Raw genomic sequence first — 19,984 nt, forward strand, 5'->3', positions numbered from 1 at the left:
CCATCATGGTATGAGCCAGGCGGACTCCGTTGAGAACGCGAATCACCTACCCCGTTACCATCTACACAGAATCCACCATTATCAGCCTCTGCAACCACCTGCCTGACGCCCAGACGAACAAATCAACCACTGCCAGACAAGAAAACGGCCTGTTCCGGCCCGGCATAAACCGAGCAGGAGCAGGCCGTCGCAGGCCGTCAGGTTCAGGATCGGTCGTAGTATCCGTCAGCACCAAGGCGGGCATTCGGATCCAGGAGCATGGCCTTTTCGACCTCGTGGCCGACGTAGCCGCGGCCGTCCTCGTGGAAACGACGATTGTCAATAGACTCGTAGAGCGGGACCCGGCCCATGCGCCCCTCCTCCAGGCGGCGCTGTCCAGAGGCCAAGCGGTCGTTGGCCCGGTGACGCCAAGCATCAAGGGCCTGCCGACCGGAAGCCTTGAGCACTGCCGCCTCGAAGGCTCCAGGGCTGACGATGACCCCGATGCCGGAGACGTGGCCGAAGCCCAGGGAGGTGACTAGCCCGGCCTTGACCTTGCCCACCTTGAGGGGCTGCTCCAGCCAGACCAGATGGTCGTCACGCTTTAGGACCGGATCCACGCAGTCCAGGGAGGCGTTGGCCGGAATGACCCCAGACCGGAAGAGCTGGGTGAGTCCGTTGATCTGGAAGATGCAGGCACCGCCCTTGGCGTGGCCGGTCAGGCTCTTCTGGGAGATGACGTAGAGCGGGTTCCCATCCGTCCGTCCGATGGCGTGGGCCAGGGTGTTGTGCAGCTCGGACTCGTTGGGGTCGTTGGCGTTGGTGGAGGTGTCATGCTTGGAGACCACCGCGATGTCGTCAGGGGCCACGCCCAGCTTGGCCAGCGAGCGCACCAGATCCGAGTCCTTGCCGCCCATGCCGGCGGCCAGAGCCCCCAGCCCAGGTGCGGGGATGGAGGTGTGAGCGCCGTCCGCGAAGGAGTGGATGTATCCAACTACGCCAGCCACGGGCAAACCCATGCGCAGTGCGATGTCTCCCCTGGTCAGGAGGATCGTTCCGCCGCCCTGGGACTCCAGGAAGCCGCCGCGCCGACGGTCGTTGGCCCGGGAGAAGAACCGGGGCTGGATGCCTTTGGCGTACATTTCGGCGGAATTGGCGGTGGCGTTCATGTTGCCGAAGCCGATGACCGACTCCACGCCGATGTCGTCGATGGCACCCGTGACCACGAAATCCGCCTTGCCAAGGGCGATCTTGTCGGCGCCCTCCTCGAGGGAAACAGCAGCCGTGGCGCAGGCCGAAACCGGCTGGACCATGTTGCCATAGCCGCCGATGTAGGACTGCATGACGTGCGCGGCCACCACGTTGGGCAGCGCCTCCTGGAGGATGTCCGTGGGGATCTCCTTGCCCAGGAAGCGGTCCAGGTAGAGCTTGCGCATGGAGGCCATGCCGCCGAAGCCAGTCCCCTGAGTGGAGGCCACCTTGGAGGGGTGCACCGCCTGGAGGATCTCCACTGGGGTGAAGCCGGCCGACAGGTAGGCGTCCACGGTGGTCACGATGTTCCAGAGGGCGATCTCGTCCACATCCCCGACCATTGAGGCCGGAATACCCCACTTGACCGGATCGAAGCCTTGGGGGAACTGACCGCCCACAGTCCTGGACATGGTGGCCCGACGTGGTACGCGGATGCGGGATCCGGGCAGACGGGTGACGGTCCACTCGCCGGACTGCCCGTCGCGGGCGACGCTGGTGTGGTCCGGATCCTGGGCCACATACTCCTCGGCCATGTCCTTGGTGGGCACCGAGAAGGCCACATCGTGATCCAGGAAGACGTCGACTTCCTCTTCGTCGGTGCCCTGGAGGTAGTCGGAACCCATCCCATCATCGAAGGGACGGATGCCGGAGCGGGCCACCACCTGGTCGTGGTAACGCTCGGCGATGTCCTGCTCGGGCACCAGCTCGCCGTCAGTGTCGTACCAGCCCGGCTTGGGGCTGTCCTGCCACTCGACCAGACCCATGTTCCAGGCCAGTTCGAGGACGGCGGCGGCGCTCAGGTCGACTTGGCCGTCCGAATGGATACCCATCTCGGCCTCGAAGCGGGTGCGGCCGGAACCCCAGGGGCCCATCTCGCCGATGGATACGATAACGATCTGATCCTCGGGCCGAGCGGTCACGCCCTGCCAATCCTGCAGGTCTACCGGAGCCTGAGCAGGCACCCGGGGTGTGGGCAGGGCCTTGATGACCCGGTCCGGATCCCTTTCGGCATCTGCAAGCGCATCCCCGGGCTTTCCGGCTGGAGTCGGCGTCGACGAATCGTCGTCCTGGGCAGCCTCGGCCTTCAGGGCCTTAAGATCTAGCGGGCTGGAGCCCAGGCCGCCGGTAAGGTCGGCCTGAAGCGGGGTCTGAAGAGCCTGCTGGCGAGCCTGGACAGTGCACAGCTCCAACAGAGAATCAGCCATCTGCTCGGTGGAGTAGGTGCGGATGCCATGGCGCTCCACGACTTGGACCAGCGGATCATTGCCGCCCATGAGTCCGGTGCCACGGACCCAGCCGATCAGCGGGTGGGCGAAGGTGACCCGGCCGGACCAGTCCTGCTCGGGGTGGGACCGGTTGACGATGGCGTCCAGGGCGGCCTTGACCTCCCCGTAAGCTCCGTCGCCGCCGAACATGCCACGGTTGGGCGAGCCGGGCAGGACCACATGCAGACGGTGGTCGACATCGGTGTCCGCCCCGATACTGGCGAACCCGGCGATCTGGCGTTCCAGGCTCCAGAGCATGAGCCGGGCCTGGGATTCGAAGAGCCGGCCCGAGTCGGCCATGGTCCCGTGCATGGCGGGGGCTGCGAAAGGCAGCAGCAGGGTGGGCTCGTAGGCAGGCTTGAGCACGGTGGTCGTAGCACCCGTGGTCTTGCGCTGCTCATTGCCGACCCAGTCGACCAGGGCATCCACATCCCGGTAGCTGGACAGGTTGGCGGGCACGATCCAGAGACGGGCACCGCCCACGGCATGGCGACGGTAGAGGTCGCGTGCCCAGATGACGGTCTGCGGCTTCAGGGAGTGGCAGACGGCGATGACCGTCGCACCGCCCTCCAGGAGGCCGGCAGTCAGAGATCCCGCGATGGACTTGGATGCCACGCCGGTGACCACGGCCACGTCCTTAGCGAATCGTGCGGCAGTCTGGTCCGAGTCGGCAGGGGTCATGGCCTGGTCGGCGATTCCGCTGAAGACCCGGGCCAGATCCTGCTCGCCGCGTTTGCCTGCCTGCTTGGCGTACCAGACGGCCTGATCATGCACCTCGCGCCCGGCTCCTACGAAGCTCAGGCGGCTGCGGTCATCATCATGCTCGTGGTAGATGTGAGCCAGATCCTCGCGAGCGCTGGCCCAGCGATCGTCGAAGAGGACGGCGCGTGAAGCCTCGAACCGTGGCGCCACCTGCTCGGGCCAGTCGCTGCCCAGCTCGGCATCAACGGCGGCCACGACGGCTGCATCCTCATTCTCGCCGGGCTGGACGGTCGGGGGCTTAAGCCCCAGCTTGTCTAGGAGGAAGCGGGCGGTGGAGGCCAGCACACCCTCAGAGCCAGTCACCTGGGCCGCGAAGGCATCCAAGGCGGCGGAGTCAACCACGGCACCGCCAGCGGCACCACCTGCAGAGGGCATGGAGACCGTGACGCCGTGACGCTGGGCCACCTGCTGAACGGCCTGGTCGATCAGAGCATTGGCCGCGGCCACAGTGGAGACGGCTTCAGTAGGCAGGAGGGCCAGGTCGCCGCCACGCGAAGAGGCACCCTCGCGGGTATCCAGGACCAGGCTGGCTACAGTGGCCGAGACCCAGCCAGCACCCAGCTGCCAGACATCGGTGACCCGCTGCTCAACCTGCTGCAGCTTGATGCCTGATGGGCCGAAGAGGTCACGGATGCGCTCACGCACGATGTCGGAGAGCACCGGGCCGAAGGGCCGATAGTTGGGGGCCACCTTGTTCACCAGGGCGCTCAGGTCAGTCATGCTGGCCTCGGCCGCACCGTCCACGCTGGCCACGCCCAGCTCGGAGCTGATGTCCATCAGCAGCTGGTTGCGTCTGGAGGAGACGCCGTTGGTCAGGGTGTCGGTGGTGTCGGTCTGCCCGATCTGCTCGGGGCGAATCTTGGTGGAGTAGGCCAGCAGTACAGCGATGGCATCCGAAGCCCTGAAGGGCAGGTCGGCTACATCGGCGCCCGATGGACCGCCGGTCGCCTGACCTGGAGCCGAGCCGTCTCCAGCAGGGGCCGGGGCTGGAGCCGACTCAGGGGCAGCCGTTGGTGCCGGAGCTGGATCGGGGCTGGAGTCCTGGACCGGAGCAGCTGTGATCTCCTCCTCCACCGGGGCCATGGGATCGGTGTCGGTCAGATAGACCCGGCTCTCGTCCCTGCCCAGGTTGTAGACGCTCACATGACGCTCGCGGAAGTCGGGCAGCTTCAGGGTCTTGGTAGCCAAGTTGGCCAGGGTGGGCGAATGGCCCAGCCCTACCTCGATCAGCTGCTCCACGCCCAGACCGCCCTGCTCGGGGGCGTCAAACATGATCGCCTGGGTCTCGATCCAGCGCACAGGAGAGGCGAACTGCCAGGAGAGCAGCTCGGTCAGCAGCAGGCGGCCAAGCTTCTGGTCGTCGGCAGCATACTGGTCCCAGACCTGGGGATCGTCCAGAGCCTGCTTGATGCGTTCGGAGGGAACCGCCTCCAGGATGGAGGCCGCAAACTCCTTGGTCATCTGGAAGGGCCGTGCAACCAGGTTGGGTATGTAGCGACCCTCCAGGCGTGAATAGTCGATGTGTTCGGGCAGCAGGGCATCCAGGGTGTCGCGGAACTCAGGCACCCCCTTGCGCAGCAGGGTGGAGTGGAAGGGCACGTCGATGCCGGGCACATACATGAAGGCCGGCTTGCCGCCCGCCTCCTTGGCCCGGCGGTTGGCATCGGCTCGCAGGTATTCCAGGCCGGCGATGGTACCGGCCACGGCGTACTGCTGACCAGCCAGATTATAATTGACGATCTCAAGGAATTCACCGGACTCCTTGGACACGGACTCCACATACTGCTTGACACCGGAGTCGCCCACACCGAACTGGTTGGGACGCAGGGCGCCCATCCGGTAGTTGCTGCGCCCCTGCTCGTCGCGTTCGATCAGGGAGTGCATGGTGGACCCGCGGTGGAAGACCAGCTCCAGGACCGTCTCCAGGGACATGACCCCGGCGAAGGAGCTCAGAGCATTGTACTCGCCCAGAGAGTGGCCGGCGAAGTAGGCGGGCCAGATGTCCATGCCGGACTCACGCAGGCGTGCGGTCTGTGCGAAGGCCACGGTTGCCAGGGCCACCTGGGTGAACTGGGTCAGGTTGAGCAGCCCCTCCGGATGGTGGTAGGTGACTCCCTTGGCCGTCAGGGTATGCGGGTTATCACGCACCACAGCCAGGATGGAGAACCCCAGCTTGCTGCGGGTCAGGGCATCGGCCCGTTCCCAGGTCTCACGGGCGGCCGGAGACTTGGCCCGCTCGTCAAGAACCATGCCCTGCTGCTGGATTCCCTGGCCGGGATAGACGTAGGCGGTCCGTGGTGCTCGGGCGATTGCCGTGCCGCGGGAGACCAGCTGGCCGTCGATCCTGCAGGTGACCTCCAGGACCAGGCCGCCATGGCGGACCTTGCCCACACGCTCCAGGCTGATCTCCACCCTGTCGCCCAGCTGGACCATGCCGTACATGTTGTAGGTCCATCCGGCGATCTCGTAGTGGATGCCCTGCTCGTCGGTGGCTTGCGCCGCGTACTGAGCGGTGGCCGACAGCCACATGCCGTGCACCAGCGGCGCAGACAAGCCGGAGACAGCAGCGCCTCGTTTGGAGGTGTGGATGGGATTGAAGTCCCCGGAGGTGCGTGCGAAGGCGGTCATGTCCTTGGGGGCGGTGACGGTGACACGGCGCAGCAGCCTGCGGGGTGTATCCACGGTGTCGGCACGGATGCCGCCGTACTCGGGGGCCTCCTGAGGCAGCTGGTTGCTGTAGGCGCGGCCACGGATGGCGAAACGCTCGACCTCGCGGGCCAGCACGGTCCCGTCCTGGGCGGCGTGGACCACGTGGATGGTCACCACCCGACCGGAGGCGGACTCCTGGTAGGGCTCGGCCCAGCTGGTCAGTTCGATCCGCTGGCCGGTGTACTTCAGCAGGCGCTCCTCGCTGACCTCCAGCTCAATCAGGTGATCCAAATGGACCGCGTTGAGCAGGCCCTCGATGATAGGGAAGCCATCCACATAGACGGATCCCAGGGCTGCGTAGATGGCCGGCCAGGCCGGACCTACCAGGGCGTCAGGGGCGAAGCCGGAGGGGATCAGCGCATCGGGCAGGGCGCCTCCGGTGGCCGCCTCATGGTCGAAGCCCAGGTTGGATGCCAGGGTGTAGCCGCTGTGGGCCAGGCCGAAGGGGTGGTCAGGGTCGTCATCGTCCCTCTCGATGACAGGCATGGCCTCCAGCCTGTCGCCGGTGATGGTGGTGTTGCCGATGCCGGCTGTATCGGCCAGCATGGCGTAGACGTCCTTGGGCAGGCGGCTGCGGTCGACCACAGGGAAGAGTCCGACCTGGTCGCTCTTGAGGGTCAGCGGCACGACGATGTCGCGCACCGCATGCCGGTCCAGACCGCCGTCAGGGTCGTCATCCCAGTAGGTGTCCAGATGGATGTCCAGGTCGTAGTGCTCGCCCTGGTCGTCCTGGCCGGTGGCGGTGATTGTGTAGTTGGGGTCGTCCATGACCGTCCCGTAAGCCGGATTGGCCATCAGGTGGCCCACCCAGGAGATGTTGGGGCTGCGGCGGATGAACTCCTGCGCGTCAGCGGCGCCTGCCAGCTGGCTGTAAGCCTTGGCTGGGCCCTTGCCCAGATCGCGCACCCGGTCTATGGCCGCCTGCTCGAACCGTCCCAGAATGGAGGCCACCGGCTCGTCCACCGTGGTGATGCCCGCCACGGAGATGGGCCCGGGGATGGCCCTGACCGAGTCGGCGCCGTAGCGGGGGTCCTCTGACTGCCAGAGCTGATCCTGACCCCACCAGCGCAGCAGATCGTTGTCGATGACCGGCACGAAGGGCATGGGCTTGGGGTACTCGCGCACCAGGGCGGGGAACCAGGCCACGTCGGTGGGCACCACCTTGAGCTCTGCTGCCTGAGGGTAGACCTCATGCAGCCGACGAAGCGCCTGCTCGGGCTCGGCCACATCCTGCCTGGAGACGAAGATGGAGTCGAACTCGCCGCTCTGGCGCTCGCAGACACGGGCCTCGATGCGCCGCAGCAGGTGCAGGAAGCGGTCGATGTAGGTGTCATCGGCCCAGGGGCAGGCCAGGTCGGCGAAGCGCTGGGCCCAGTCCTGGTAGGTCATGGTCTCCAGATCGCCGAAGTAGGGCTTGGCGGTCTTATTCAGAGCCTCGATGATCTCTCCACGGCGGGTCTCCAGCTCCTCGGGGTGCTTCATGACTCGGACCAGCAGGCGGCCGCATTCGGCGGAGGAGTTCTCCATCTCGTAGATGTCGGCGTGCAGATGGCTCAGGCCGGAGCCTACGCCTCCCACAGACTTGCCGCTGGGCACCCACTTCTCGCCCATGGGGGCGAAGGGGTCCGGATCCGGAGTCGAGCTGTCGATGCCGGGAGTGGCTACCAGAGCCCGTTTGATCTCGGGATTGGTATGGGCCTCCTTGGCGGTCATGGCCGCTGTGCCGATCATGACGCCGTCCACGGGCATGTCCGGCAGGTTGTAGGCGCGGGACCACTGGCCGCTGATGTAGTCGGCCGCCCGCTCAGGGGTGCCGATGCCGCCGCCGGCCACCAGGACAATGTTGGGGCAGGCGCGAACCTCGGCGTAGGTGGTCGAAAGCAGGTCGTCCAGGGACTCCCATGAGTGGTGGCCGCCGGCGGCCCCTCCCTCGACCTCCATCAGAATGGGGGTGGGGGCGACCTTGCGGGCGATGGCCACAACCTGACGGATCTGGTCTACCGTGCCGGGCTTGAAGGCCACATAGGGGAAACCCTCCTCGTTGAGCTGACGGATCAGGGTCACGGCCTCGTCCAGCTCGGGGATGCCAGCAGAGATGACTACCCCGTCGATGGGGGTGCCGGAGGCACGTTTCTTGGGCACGATATGTTGGCTGCCGAACTGGAGGTTCCACAAATAGCGGTCCATGAACATGGCGTTGAACTCGACCGTGCGGCCCTCCTGCAACTGGTCCTCCAACTGGGACACATGGCGGTCGAAGACCTCGGCGGTCACCTGGCCGCCACCGGCCAGCTCGGCCCAGTAGCCGGCGTTGGCGGCCGCAGCCACAATCTCGGGCTCCACGGTGGTCGGGGTCATGCCGGCCAGCATGACCGGGGGCTTGCCGGTCAACCGGCTGAAGGCGGTCTCCACTCGAGGGCCAGCCGGGGTCTCAAGCAGGCGTGGGGCCAGCTTGGACCAGTCCTGGGTTCTGGCCGGGTCCTCCTCCATGGTGGACAGCTGCGCGCGCCGGGCCTGGTTGGAGGCCTCGACCACGCCCACACCGGTGCCCTGGACCAGGTTGTCCACCAGCTTGCCCAGGGTCTCGCCCGGGCCCAGATCCACCAGCCAGAGGGAGGCGGCATCCTGCTGGTCCATGACCTCGGCGATCCGGCCTGCCCAGTCGGCATGGTTGAGCAGGACTTCCTCGGCCAGGACCCGGGCGCGCTCGGTGTCCAGACCGCAGCGGGAGGCCCAGTCCACGCTCAGATCTACAGCCTCCTTCATGAGCGGCGAGTGGAAGGGCAGGGTCACATCCAGGTACTCCAGAACCGGAGAGAAGGCGGTTCCGCCACGGACCTTGTCTTCGCGCAGCTGGAGCTGGTGCTCGCTCTCCTTGCTCGCCTCGATGGCGAAGGCAGCCAGATCCTCCGGGTAGCCGGACAGGACCAGGTTGCGATCCGAGTTGGTCACGGCCACGCTGATGGGGCCGCGAGCGCCAGGCACCCGGTCGACCAGGACCTCCACCTGACGGCGGGTGGCGCCGCGCACCGAGAGCATAGGCGTGGCTTCACCCTGGCGATGGATGCCCAGACGACGGGCCTGGCGGGTTCCGGCCGCGCCGATCAGCATGGCGGTGGCCAGAATCTGGTCGATAGCGCCCTGGGCGGCCTTGAGGGACCCTGCAGCCTGGGTCTCCTGGACCATGTGGACGCCGATGATGCCCTGGGAATGTCCCAGCAGGGCCACGGGACGGGCCTGGGCCGCGTCATAGCCCAGCTGATCCATATCCATGAGGGCGCCCAGCTGCACCAGGGCGATGCCGGGCACGCTGACGGCCGCGTCGGCGGCCGGCCCCAGCCTGACCGGGTCGGGCTTGTAGCCAAACAGGTCCAGCTGACGACCGTTGGTGGCCAGCAGGTCGGGCTTGACCGCCCTGAGCAGGCCGATGGCCGCCGCCATCCGCTCCCTCAGGGCCTTGTCGATGTCGGGATCGCCCTGCAGATCGGCCAGGGCCACGGTCCAAGGGTTGGACTGTCCGGCGAACATGAGCGCGTGCGGCTGCTCGGCGAGACGGTTGATGAAGAATGTACTGGTCATAATGTCCTATTCATAGAGAGTTGGGGATTGCTGATAATGACGAGGAAGATCACAGAGGCTGATTGCCGTGGTGCTTGTCGTTGACCCTGACGCGCTGCTTGTCTGCCAGGAGGTCCATGGCCTGGATCAGGACCGGTCTGGTCTGCTCCGGGTCGATCATGCCGTCCAGCTCGCCCATCTCCAGGGAGAGGTTGGCGTTGACGGTGCTGGTTTCATACTCCTGGGCCAGCCGGCTGCGCAGCTCATCCACGTCCCGGCCGGCCTCCTTGGCCTCCTGCAGGTCGCGCCGGTGGATGATGTTGACCGCTCCCTGGGCTCCCAGCACGGCGATCTGCGAGGAGGGCCAGGCGTAGTTGAGGTCCGCGCCGATGGCCTTGGAGCCCATGACGATGTAGGAGCCGCCGAAGGCCTTGCGCAGCACAATGGTGACCATGGGCACCTGGGCGTTGGCGTAGGAGTAGATGACCTTGGCCCCACGACGGATGATGCCAGCGTGCTCCTGGTCCGAGCCCGGCTTGTAGCCAGGGGTGTCCACCAGGGTGATGACCGGCAGGTTGAAGGCGTCGCAGAGTCGGACGAAGCGGGCCAGCTTCTCAGAGGATTCCGCATCCAGGCTGCCCGCGTCCACCATGGGCTGGTTGGCCACGATCCCCACCGGCCGGCCCTCCAGGCAGGCGAAGCCCACCACGATGGACCGGGCATAGAGCTCCTGGACCTGGACCAGCTCGCCGTAGTCGACGATGGCGTGGATGACGTCCAGCACATCGTAAGGCTGCCGGTCGTTCTCGGGGATGACCGTGGCCAGGCGTTTGGCGGCCTGGCGCTCGGCATGGCCGGAGATGAAAGCGTAGCGGGGAGGCTCCTGTCCGCTGTTGGCAGGCAGGTAGGCCAGCACGGTCCGGGCATAGTCGATGGCGTCGGCCTCGTCCTCACCCAGATAGTGGGCCACGCCGGAACGGGTGTTGTGCACGTAGCCGCCGCCCAGCTGGTCCATGCTGATGGTCTCGCCGGTGGCCGCCTTGACCACGTCGGGACCGGTGACGAACATGTCCGAGTTCTCCTTGGTCATGATGATCAGGTCGGTCAGGGCCGGGCAGTAGACGGCTCCGCCGGCGCAGGGCCCCAGGATCAGGGAGATCTGAGGGACGAATCCGCTGGCCTGGCAGGTCTTGCGGAAGATGTGGCCGTACTGGGTCAGGGCGGCCACACCCTCCTGGATGCGGGCGCCTCCCGAGTCGATCATGGCTACGATGGGGACCTTGACCCGCAGGGCCATATCCATGAGCCGGCGAATCTTCTCGCCCTCTGCCCGGCCCAAGGTGCCGCCTCGAACAGAGAAGTCCTGAGCGTAGACGCCGACCTTGCGCCCGTAGACCAGGCCGAAGCCGGTGATGACTGCGGAGCCCGCCCGATCCCCGGCGATGTCGCCGCCGGCGAAGCGGCCCACCTCCTCGAAGGTGTCCTTGTCGAAGAGCAGGTCCAAACGTTCCCGGGCGGTCTGCTTGCCCCTGGCATGCTGACGGTCGCGGGCATGTTCCTCGGCCTGTTTGGCCAGGGCTGCGGCCCGATGGATGCCCTGACGCACCGGCTGGGAGCCCAAGGTGGATTCGGTGGCGCTCATGCCTGTTCCTCCCCTCCCAGATCCAGGGTGACCAGGGTCTGGCCCGGATCCACCCCCTGGGCCACGGACACATCGATGGTCTTCACGCGACCCTTGGCCGGGGCATAGACGTAGTTCTCCATCTTCATGGACTCCAGCACCACCAGCAGGTCGCCCTTGTCCACCTCCTGGTCGGGGGCCACGTTGATGCGGGTGACCACCGCCTGCATGGTGGCCACTATAACGCCGGACCGGGCCGCGTCCTGCCGGGGTGCGCCGGGCTCCTGATCTCGCAGCCCGCGCCCGCGCAGGGGCTGCCTGGGCCTGGAAATGCCGCCATAGCCCCCGACGCCGCCCATGCCTCCCAGCAGTGAATGGGGCAGGGACAGCTTGACCCGCTTGTCGTCAATCTCCACGTTGTAGGTCTCCATGGGATCGCTGTCCCGGTCCTGTTCCTGGACGGAGGCGCTGGAGACCGAGGCGGGCTGGCCGCTGCCGTTGGAGGCAGGCTCCACGTTCAGGTAGACCCGTTCCAGCCACTTGGTGGACACATCGAAGGAGTGCCCGTCCTCGGCAGTGAACTCAGGATTGGTGAAGATCTTCTGGAAGAGGCCGGCCGGGGTGGGGACCCCGCTGATGCTCATCTCGCGCAGGGCCCGACGAACCCTGGCCACAGCCGCCGGACGGTCCTGGGCGGTCACGATCAGCTTGCCCATCATGGAGTCGTCCCTGGGTGAGACCGTGTCGCCCAGCTCGACGCCCGAGTCCACGCGGATGCCGGGGCCGGAGGGCCACTGAATCGACTCGATGGTCCCTGAGCTGGGGGTCAGGTTGGTGGCCGGATCCTCGCTGGTGATGCGCAGCTCGAAGCTGTGGCCGCGGGGCGGAGGCGCCACGTTCAGGGAGCCGCCGTCAGCGATCCGCAGCTGCTCGCGGACCAGGTCCAGCCCGCAGACCTGCTCGCTGACCGTATGTTCCACCTGCAGCCGGGGGTTGACCTCCATGAAGTAGACGTCGTCCCTGGGTGTGACCAGAAACTCGCATGTGCCCAAGCCCACGTAGCCCACCGTGTCGAACAGGCGGCGGGAGAATCCCTCCAGCTGGGCGATCACGTCGTCGGACAGGAAGGGGGCCGGGGCCTCCTCCACCAGCTTCTGGTTGCGTCGCTGGACCGAGCAGTCCCTGGTGGAGTAGACGGTGAACTGGCCGTGGCTGTCCCTGCCGGATTGGGTCTCCACGTGCCGGGCCCGGTCCACGAACTTCTCGATGAAGTAGTCGCCCAGGTCGCCGCCCTGAAGGGCATCATGGTTCATGTAGAAGGTGCGCAGCTCATCGCTGTCGTTGATCAGGGTGATTCCTCGGCCGCCGCCGCCGTCAGCCTTCTTCATCATGACCGGATAGCCATGCTCGTCGGCGAAGTCCAGCAGGGGACGCATGTCGGTGACGGGCTCGCTCAGGCCCGGCACCACGGGCACCCGGGCCCGCTCGGCCACCTTGCAGGCGGTGATCTTGTCACCCAGCTCGTCCAGAACCTCCGGATCCGGCCCCACCCAGGTGATGTCTGCCTCAATCACCTTCCGCGCGAAGGAGGAGAACTCGGACAGGAAGCCGTAGCCCGGGTGGAGGGCATCAACGCCGGCCCGGCGGGCGATGGAGACGATCAGATCCTCGTTCAGATAGGTCTCCATGTTGGTGTCCCCAGGCAAGAGGTAGGCCTCGTCCGCCATCTGGGCATAGGGGGCATCACGATCCTGGTCGGCGTAGACGGCCACAGTGGCGATGCCCATCTCCTGGGCGGTGCGCACAACCCGCAGGGCTATCTCGCCGCGGTTGGCGATCAGCAGTTTTTTCATTCCCCTCTCCTCACTGGTTGCACAAGGGTGATTGGACTGGCGGAAAACATGAACAGGCTGGGGATTAGGAACCCACAGCGGCCACTTCAGGCAGGACGCCCACGTCGGCGGTGGACACGTCAACTCGGCTGCCGTCGGGCAACCGCACACGCAGGGAGGCGTCCGGATTGATCTCCAGGGCACGGCCTTCCACGGGCTCACCGGCCACGGGAACGACCCTGACCCACCTGCCCAATGTCCAGCTGAGCGTGGCAATCCGCGAGCGCAGCCCCTGGGGCCCGTTCAAGGACCTGTCCAGCGACCCGTCAACGCCGAGGGGGGCCATCTCCCCGCTCAGGCGCCAGCTGATGGCGTCGACCAGGTCGTCGCGCAGGGTCTGGTAGTCGGGCAAGTCCTGGTAGTGGAGCTGCAGGGAGGTGGACTCCACAATAGGCAGCGCCTGCCGAGGCAGGAACAGGTTGATGCCAACGCCGACAGCCAGGGCCGACCAGTCCTGATCCACCCGGACCAGCTCACAGAGGATGCCTCCCAGCTTGGCCCCGCGGCAGAACAGATCGTTGGGCCACTTGAGCATCAGGACCTCTTCAGGGTCGCCGCCGTCAGCCAGCAGGCAACGGTGGTACCCAAGCACGTCCTGCAGGCCTTCCAGAGCGGCTAACCCCGCCACCATGGGCATCCATCCGCCAAAGGGTCCAGCCAGCAGGCTGGTGGGCAGCGGCAAGGCCCAAGTGGCCAGCAAGGAACGTCGGGGCTGATTGACCCAGGTTCGGGCAAGACGACCGCGGCACCGGGACTGCGCATCGGCAACCGCTACGCTCAGCGGCATGGTGCTCCCCCCGGCGCCCGGCCATCGCCGAATACCTTTACTTGCGACTCTTCCCTCGTACCTTGTAGTCGTAGAAACACCCTGACAGGCATTTTTTCGAGGCGTATCTTCGGCTTTTCCCCTTGTGCCAGAGGCCAGTCCCTTCACGGTCTCCGTGCTCGTTGTCGATTCACTGCCCCCAAACAGCCGCTCGACCCGGTCGCGCGCATCCGAATACGTCGAGGCCTCCAGAGCATGAGCCACGAGCGTATTGGTCGAATCGACGGTGTCGAGCACCACGATCGAGGAGAGTACGCCACTGTCCAGCGATGCCGATGGCTGCCACTTGATATTCTGGTGAGGCACGCGTTCCACTATACGGCACAAGGGGTCAGCCCCGGTAGCGGACCACCCACAAAAGCGACGGCCGGTTTTTGTATCTTTTCACAGGAGATCCTTGGACATCTCTGAGCGCATCCTCGGGCAGGCACTGGATAAAATGGGGAAGCCGTCCACCAGGCATGACCCGCGAAAGGGGTTCTTTTGAACGCAGAAAGCGGAAGGGCGCAACCGAGAGAGACGGGCGAGCAACCTGTACAGACGTCAGCCTTGCAGACCGGAAGGCCTGGTTCCCGTGCATCCCGGACCGTCGGCCTGGTCCTGGCCCTGCTGGCCTGCCTCTGGATTGCCTGCTGCACCGGTCTGGGCCCCCTCTACCGTCAGCAGGGTTCGCTGACACAGGTGGGCCTGCCCCAGGTGCTGATCATGCTGGGGACCCTGGCCGTCTGCCTGATCCTGGTCCTGGCCTGCCGCCGGATTTCACTGGGTTGCGAACCCCCCCGGATGCCACAGCGCTTGACCGCCCTGGCACAGCGCCCGCGGATGCGTGCCTACGCGGCCTTCATCACCAGACAAACCAGCGGCTGGCGACCCATCATGCGTCTGCTCCTGCTGGGCTGGGCCTGGGCCTTCCTTACCCTGCTGGCCGCCTACGGGGCCGACCTGTACGCGCAGGCCCAGGAATGCGCCAACTTCCTGGCCCAGCTGCAGGGCGATCAGCCCCCCTACGGCGGCAATGCCTTCACCCAGATGGACGTCTATCCCATCGGCCACTACCTGTGGCCAGGGCACCCCGCCTTCCTGACCGACCAGCACAACATGGTGCTGACCTTGTTCTACGGAATGACCATCATGGCCTCCAACCATTTGACCGGATCCTATGATGCGGGCATCGTGCTCCTGGCAGGGCTGCAGGTTGTCTTCGCGGCCTTCTGCTGCGCCGTCACAGCCGATCGCTTCCTGCGCGGCGACAAAACTGAACATGTCGGTGCCCTGGCCCGCACCCTGGTCATGCTCTTCTTCCTCTTCTCCCCCTTCGTGGTCTTCAGCACCTTCAGCCTGACCAAGTCCCCCCTCTTCGCCTTCGCCTTCATCTGGTGGTTCGGCATCTGGCACCAGCTGGAGTCAGGAGGCAAAAACTCGCCGCTCCATACCAGCCAAGCGGCCCGGTTGCGGCCCGGCCTCGCCTTGAGCACCCTGATTATGCTGATCAGCGCCAAGTACGCCCTCTACATCATTCTGGCCCAGCTGGTCCTGGCCCTGATCATCCACCGCCGCCAGTGGGCCACCATCCTAATAGGACTCCTGCTGCCCCTGGTCCTGTTCACAGGGGTGACCGGGGCCCTGACGGCCACAGGGACAGTCATCCAGGGTGACCCTGTAGAGAGCCGCAGCATCCAGCTGCAGCAAATCGCCCGGGTGGCCAAGCTCAACCCCCGAGGGGTTCCGGCCCAGGCAAGGGCCGACCTTGAGCCCATCATGGACCTGGATAATGCCGCCATCCAATACACCCCCTGGGAGGCCGACCGGGTCAAGTCCTCGGGCAACCAACCCAAACTGATCGTCTATCGCTGGAGGACCGTCACGCCCGAGCAGTTGTCCCGGCTGAACCGAGCCTGGCTTCAGGTGGGACTGCGCAACCCGGTGATTTACCTGGATGCCTTCATGGCCGAGTCCTACGGCTACTTCGACCCCGGCGACCCTGCCTACGTGGCCATGTCCTACTACCTCAACAACGGCTACGTGCAGAATTCGGGCTCCTGGCTGGCGGCCTGGTGCCACAACTGGCGCAACGGGGTGACCGGATTCGTCAGAACCTGGGCCGACACCCCCCTGCTGGGCCTGGTGGCACGGGCCAACTTCTGGGTGGTGGCCGCCCTGCTGCTGATCATGGCCCGTCTGGCTGCCGGCCGCTGGCGCGGGGCCCTGTGCTGGTTCCCTCTCCTGTTGATCATGGGGGTCATGATCACCGCCCCCGCCAACAACTTCGAACGGCACATGCTGCCGGTGGACATGGTGGTGCCCTTCCTGATCCTGGACATGGTCCGGCAGAGCCGTCGTGCCCGCGTCGAAAACCCGATGGACCGGCCGACATGATCGGCCAGTCGAAGCGGTCCAGGCCGCAGGACGACGACCCTGCAGAAGCGCAGCAAGGTCACCAGGCACCTGACGCCTCCGATGCCGCCGTGGAGCAGATTCTGCGGAAGACACTGGACCATCTGGAGGAGGCGCTGCCCTGGGCCAGGTCCCTGCCCGCCGATGGCCGCAGAACCTTGGAGGGGGCCATACGAACAGCTCTGGACGACCTGCTCTCACGACTTGACACCCCAGGCACAGAAGGCAGCGAAATCCCCTCCCCCGTACCAGCCGAGCTCTCCCGGAGCCTGGGCTCGCACCGGGCCATGGAGCTGACCCGACTCATTCTGGACATGCTTGAGGAGGCCGGCCGGACCATGGGTGCCGAGGGGGAGCGGTCCACGCTGGTCTACACCCGTCATGCCGCCACCTCAGCAGCCGCTCTCTACGCCGATCTGGCCGAGGCAAGGAACGGGCGCAATGCCGCAACGGAGTCCAGGATCATCCGGCATGTGACTGAGAAAGCGGCGGACACACGCACTGTTGACGATTTGGCCCGGCTGGGCTGGCCGACCGAATTCGACTGCTTCGCCGTCGCTGGCGAGGCCCGGTGCAACGATGAGGGACAGGGCATGGAGAACGCACGCCAGCCCATACACACCACGGTGGCCCGTCAAGGCGGCAGGGCTCTGGTGGGCGAGAGCGAGGGGCTCATGGTAGTCCTGATCGACCCCAACCGCTCGGGCACACCGACCGACTTCTGCGCGTCCATCCTGCGCTTCTTCGCCGACGAGTCAGCTGTCTGCATGGGGCCCCTGAACCATGGGATCTCCGGTGCGGGAGCCTCCATCCGAGCCGCCCTGAGCACGCACGCGGCGGCCCCGGCAGTGGCCGACCCCATCACCGCCGCCCTGCCCAGGCCACTGCACGCCGACGACCTGCTGCCCGAACGAGCCCTCAACGGGGACACAGACGCTGCCGACCAGCTTTACCAGGAAGTCTATCTGAGCCTGACCGGACAGGATCCGGACGGACCTCTGCCGATCACCCTGCTCACCTTCCTGCGCTCTGGCAACTCGCTGGAGCTCACCGCAAAGAAGCTGGGCATCCATCCCAACACCGTGCGCTACCGGCTCAGGCGCTGCGTGGAGGTGACCGGCTGGGACGCCATGGACCCACGGGAATCCTTCGTCCTCCAGGCGGCCCTGATCATCGGCAGAATCCGCAGATCGCATCCGCGCGACGACTGACTGCTGCCCGACCGACTGTCGCCAGACCAAGATATAAAAAGGGCGGGGACCCGGAGGTCTCCCGCCCTGGAAGCTTACAGCAGAACCGGCTCAGAGCACCGCGATGTCCAGGGGAACGCCCGGACCCATGGTGGTGGTGACGGTGGCCTTGGTGATGTAGCGGCCCTTCACCGTGGCCGGCTTCAGGCGCTTGATCTCCTCATCGACCGCGTGGAAGTTCTCCTCCAGAGCCTGCTGCTCAAAGGAGACCTTGCCCACGGGGAAGCTCAGGTTGCCGTTCTTATCCACACGGAACTCGATACGTCCAGCCTTGATCTCGGTGACCGCCTTGGCCACATCCATGGTCACGGTGCCGGTCTTGGGGTTGGGCATGAGGCCACGGGGACCCAGCACGCGGCCCAGACGGCCGACCTTGCCCATCATGTCGGGGGTAGCCACCACGGCATCGAAGTCCAGGTAGCCGCCGGCGACCCTAGTCACCAGCTCGTCGTCGCCCACCTCGTCGGCTCCGGCCTCGGCGGCTGCAGTCGCCTGGGGACCACGAGCGAAGACCAGAACGCGCACAGTCTTGCCAGTGCCGTTGGGCAGGCTGACGGTGCCGCGGACCAGCTGGTCGGCCTTACGGGGATCCACGTTCAGACGGTAGACGGCCTCTACGGTCTCGTCAAACCCGCGCTTGGGCATGCTCTTGAGCAGGGCGATGCCCTCCTCAGGGGTGTACAGGTTGGTGCGATCGACCTTCTCAGCCGCCTCGCGGTACTTCTTGGAACGCTTGGTCATCTGCTTCTCCTATCAGCAGTCGCGGTGCGGGCAAGCGTATGCCCTACCGCTCACAACAAAAATTTCAGTCGGTGACGGTGATGCCCATGGAACGGGCGGTGCCTTCGATGATCTTCATCCCGGCCTCGACGTCGCGGGCCGACAGATCCTCCATCTTGGTCTGGGCGATCTCGCGGACCTGAGCCTTGGTGACGGATCCCACCTTGGTGGTCAGCGGGTTGCCGGCACCCTTGGAGACACCGGCCGCCTTGCGCAGCAGATCGGCTGCCGGCGGAGTCTTGGTGATGAAGGTGAAGGAACGATCCTCGTAGACGGTGATGATGCAGGGGATGACCTGGCCCATCTTGTCCTTGGTGGCATCGTTGTACTGCTTGCAGAAGTCCATGATGTTCACGCCGTGGGAACCCAGTGCCGGGCCCAGAGGGGGCGCGGGGTTGGCCTTGCCGGCCTCTATCTGCACCTTGATCAGCGCGGTGACTTTCTTCTTTGCAGCCATATGCTGGTTCTTCTTTCTACGAAGCGGTGATGTCGGAGACCATAGGTCCCCTCCCGCAACCTGTTCTTTCCAAATGCGCTCCACAGGGGGGCACAAGCTTGACGATTATCGCATCGACCGGGGACCGGCCGACGGCGCTCAGACGATCTTCTCGACCTGGTCGAAGCCCAGCTCCACAGGAGTGTCCCTGCCGAAGATGGAGACCAGAACGGTCAACTTCTGTGTGGTGGGCTCCACATCGGAAACCACGGCGGCCATGGTGGCGAAGGGCCCTTCGGTGACAGTGACCTGATCGCCAACGGCATAGGAGACCTCCACCGTGCGCTTCTTGGCGGCCTCAGGCTTGTCCCCAGCGGCCTTCAGCGCTTCGGAGGCGATCATGGGAGCCATCATCTGGACGACCTCCTTGCGGGTCAGCGGAGCCGGCTCCTTGCTGGGGCCGACGAACCCGGTGACGCCCTCGGTGTCGCGAATGATGCGGCGGGCGTTCTCGTCGGGCCACATGCGAATCAGCACATAGCCAGGCACACGCACGCGGGTGACGACCTTCTTGCCCTTGTCGGTGTGCTTCTCGACCTCTTCCATGGGGATCTCCACCTGGAAGACCTTGTCCTCCAGACCGAAGGAGGCCACGCGGGACTCCACATTGGCCTTGACGCGCTTCTCGTAGCCTGAGTAGGTATGCAGAACGTACCACTTGCCCTCAAGAGTGCGCAGCTTCTTGGAGAACTCGTCCACGGCACGCTGACCGGGGTCCTCCTGGTCGATCTGGTCGTCGGAGTCGGAGGAATCTACCGGGGTGGCCCCGGCCTGGGCAGACTCAACTGGTGTGCTGTCCTGCTCAGCCTGTTCAGAAGAGGACCCGAGAGGCTGATCCTGGACCTGGGCATCCTCCTGCGTGGGGACATCGTCGGACGCCGACGGGACCGGCTCTGCGGCCTGATCGGGGTCCAATCCCTCTCTGGTCAGATCATCACTCATGGATCACTCCACCTTCTACCTTGTCACGGCTCAGCCAAATATCAGGAAGGCCAGTTTTCCCAGCCCGAAGTCCATCACGGTCACGAAGACCATCAGCAGCAACACAAAGATGAAGACGGCCACGGACCAGCCCACCAGTTCCTTGCCCGTAGGGGTCACGACCTTGCGGATCTCATCGATGACCTGCTTGATGAAGAGCCCGATACGCATGAAGAAGTTCGGCTTGGCTTCCTCAGCCCCATCCTTCTGTGCCATGGTC

General features: G+C 65.7%; 9 protein-coding genes and 3 pseudogenes. 2 read left to right on the forward strand and 10 right to left on the reverse strand.

Annotated features, from left to right (window positions below; all coding sequences use genetic code 11):
- Window positions 1–203: 203 nt before the first annotated feature.
- From GYM67_RS09440 to GYM67_RS07800, 6 genes and pseudogenes are all read right to left on the reverse strand, one after another.
- Window positions 204–2,219, reverse strand: a pseudogene (locus tag GYM67_RS09440) (beta-ketoacyl synthase N-terminal-like domain-containing protein); the annotation flags it as partial.
- Window positions 2,220–2,293: 74 nt separating this feature from the next.
- A pseudogene (locus tag GYM67_RS09445) lies at window positions 2,294–3,149 on the reverse strand (hypothetical protein); the annotation flags it as partial.
- Between the two features lie 173 nt (window positions 3,150–3,322).
- Window positions 3,323–9,545: pseudogene (locus GYM67_RS07785) on the reverse strand (fatty acid synthase subunit beta domain-containing protein); the annotation flags it as partial.
- A gap of 49 nt (window positions 9,546–9,594) precedes the next feature.
- Window positions 9,595–11,166: an acyl-CoA carboxylase subunit beta gene (locus GYM67_RS07790; RefSeq protein WP_220236337.1), complete on the reverse strand. Its 1,572-nt coding sequence runs from the start codon at window positions 11,164–11,166 to the stop codon at window positions 9,595–9,597.
- Entirely contained in the window at window positions 11,163–12,998 is a 1,836-nt protein-coding gene (locus tag GYM67_RS07795) for an acetyl/propionyl/methylcrotonyl-CoA carboxylase subunit alpha (protein WP_220236338.1), read from the reverse strand. The genes GYM67_RS07790 and GYM67_RS07795 overlap by 4 nt, the downstream gene beginning before the upstream one ends.
- A 64-nt stretch (window positions 12,999–13,062) precedes the next feature.
- A complete protein-coding gene (locus GYM67_RS07800) occupies window positions 13,063–13,824 on the reverse strand; it encodes a biotin--[acetyl-CoA-carboxylase] ligase (RefSeq protein WP_220236339.1) in 762 nt (253 codons plus the stop codon).
- Between the two features lie 588 nt (window positions 13,825–14,412).
- On the opposite strand from GYM67_RS07800, the gene GYM67_RS07805 reads away from it, so the two are divergent.
- Together GYM67_RS07805 and GYM67_RS07810 are read left to right on the forward strand one after the other, a co-directional pair.
- Entirely contained in the window at window positions 14,413–16,239 is a 1,827-nt protein-coding gene (locus tag GYM67_RS07805) for a DUF6020 family protein (protein ID WP_220236340.1), read from the forward strand.
- A complete protein-coding gene (locus tag GYM67_RS07810) occupies window positions 16,236–17,468 on the forward strand; it encodes a PucR family transcriptional regulator (protein ID WP_220236341.1) in 1,233 nt (410 codons plus the stop codon). Before GYM67_RS07805 ends, GYM67_RS07810 begins: the two co-directional genes overlap by 4 nt.
- A 90-nt stretch (window positions 17,469–17,558) precedes the next feature.
- Here the strand turns inward: GYM67_RS07810 and rplA are convergent, their stop codons facing one another.
- The 4 genes from rplA to secE all read right to left on the reverse strand — a co-directional run bounded on the left by rplA (window position 17,559) and on the right by secE (window position 19,980).
- Window positions 17,559–18,248 (reverse strand): 50S ribosomal protein L1, encoded by a 690-nt coding sequence (gene rplA, locus GYM67_RS07815; RefSeq protein ID WP_029678147.1) that lies wholly within the window; start codon window positions 18,246–18,248, stop codon window positions 17,559–17,561.
- A gap of 64 nt (window positions 18,249–18,312) precedes the next feature.
- Window positions 18,313–18,744 carry a 50S ribosomal protein L11 gene (gene rplK, locus GYM67_RS07820; RefSeq protein WP_015022451.1) on the reverse strand — a complete coding sequence of 144 codons (432 nt, stop codon included), beginning with the start codon at window positions 18,742–18,744 and terminating at the stop codon, window positions 18,313–18,315.
- Window positions 18,745–18,882: 138 nt separating this feature from the next.
- Complete coding sequence (nusG, locus tag GYM67_RS07825; protein WP_220236342.1) at window positions 18,883–19,725, reverse strand: transcription termination/antitermination protein NusG; 843 nt, start codon at window positions 19,723–19,725, stop codon at window positions 18,883–18,885.
- 30 nt (window positions 19,726–19,755) lie between these two features.
- Entirely contained in the window at window positions 19,756–19,980 is a 225-nt protein-coding gene (gene secE / locus GYM67_RS07830) for a preprotein translocase subunit SecE (RefSeq protein WP_029678149.1), read from the reverse strand.
- Window positions 19,981–19,984: the final 4 nt, after the last annotated feature.

It is taken from the genome of Bifidobacterium asteroides, from assembly GCF_019469425.1.
Classification (GTDB): Bacteria; Actinomycetota; Actinomycetes; order Actinomycetales; family Bifidobacteriaceae; genus Bombiscardovia; species Bombiscardovia asteroides_I.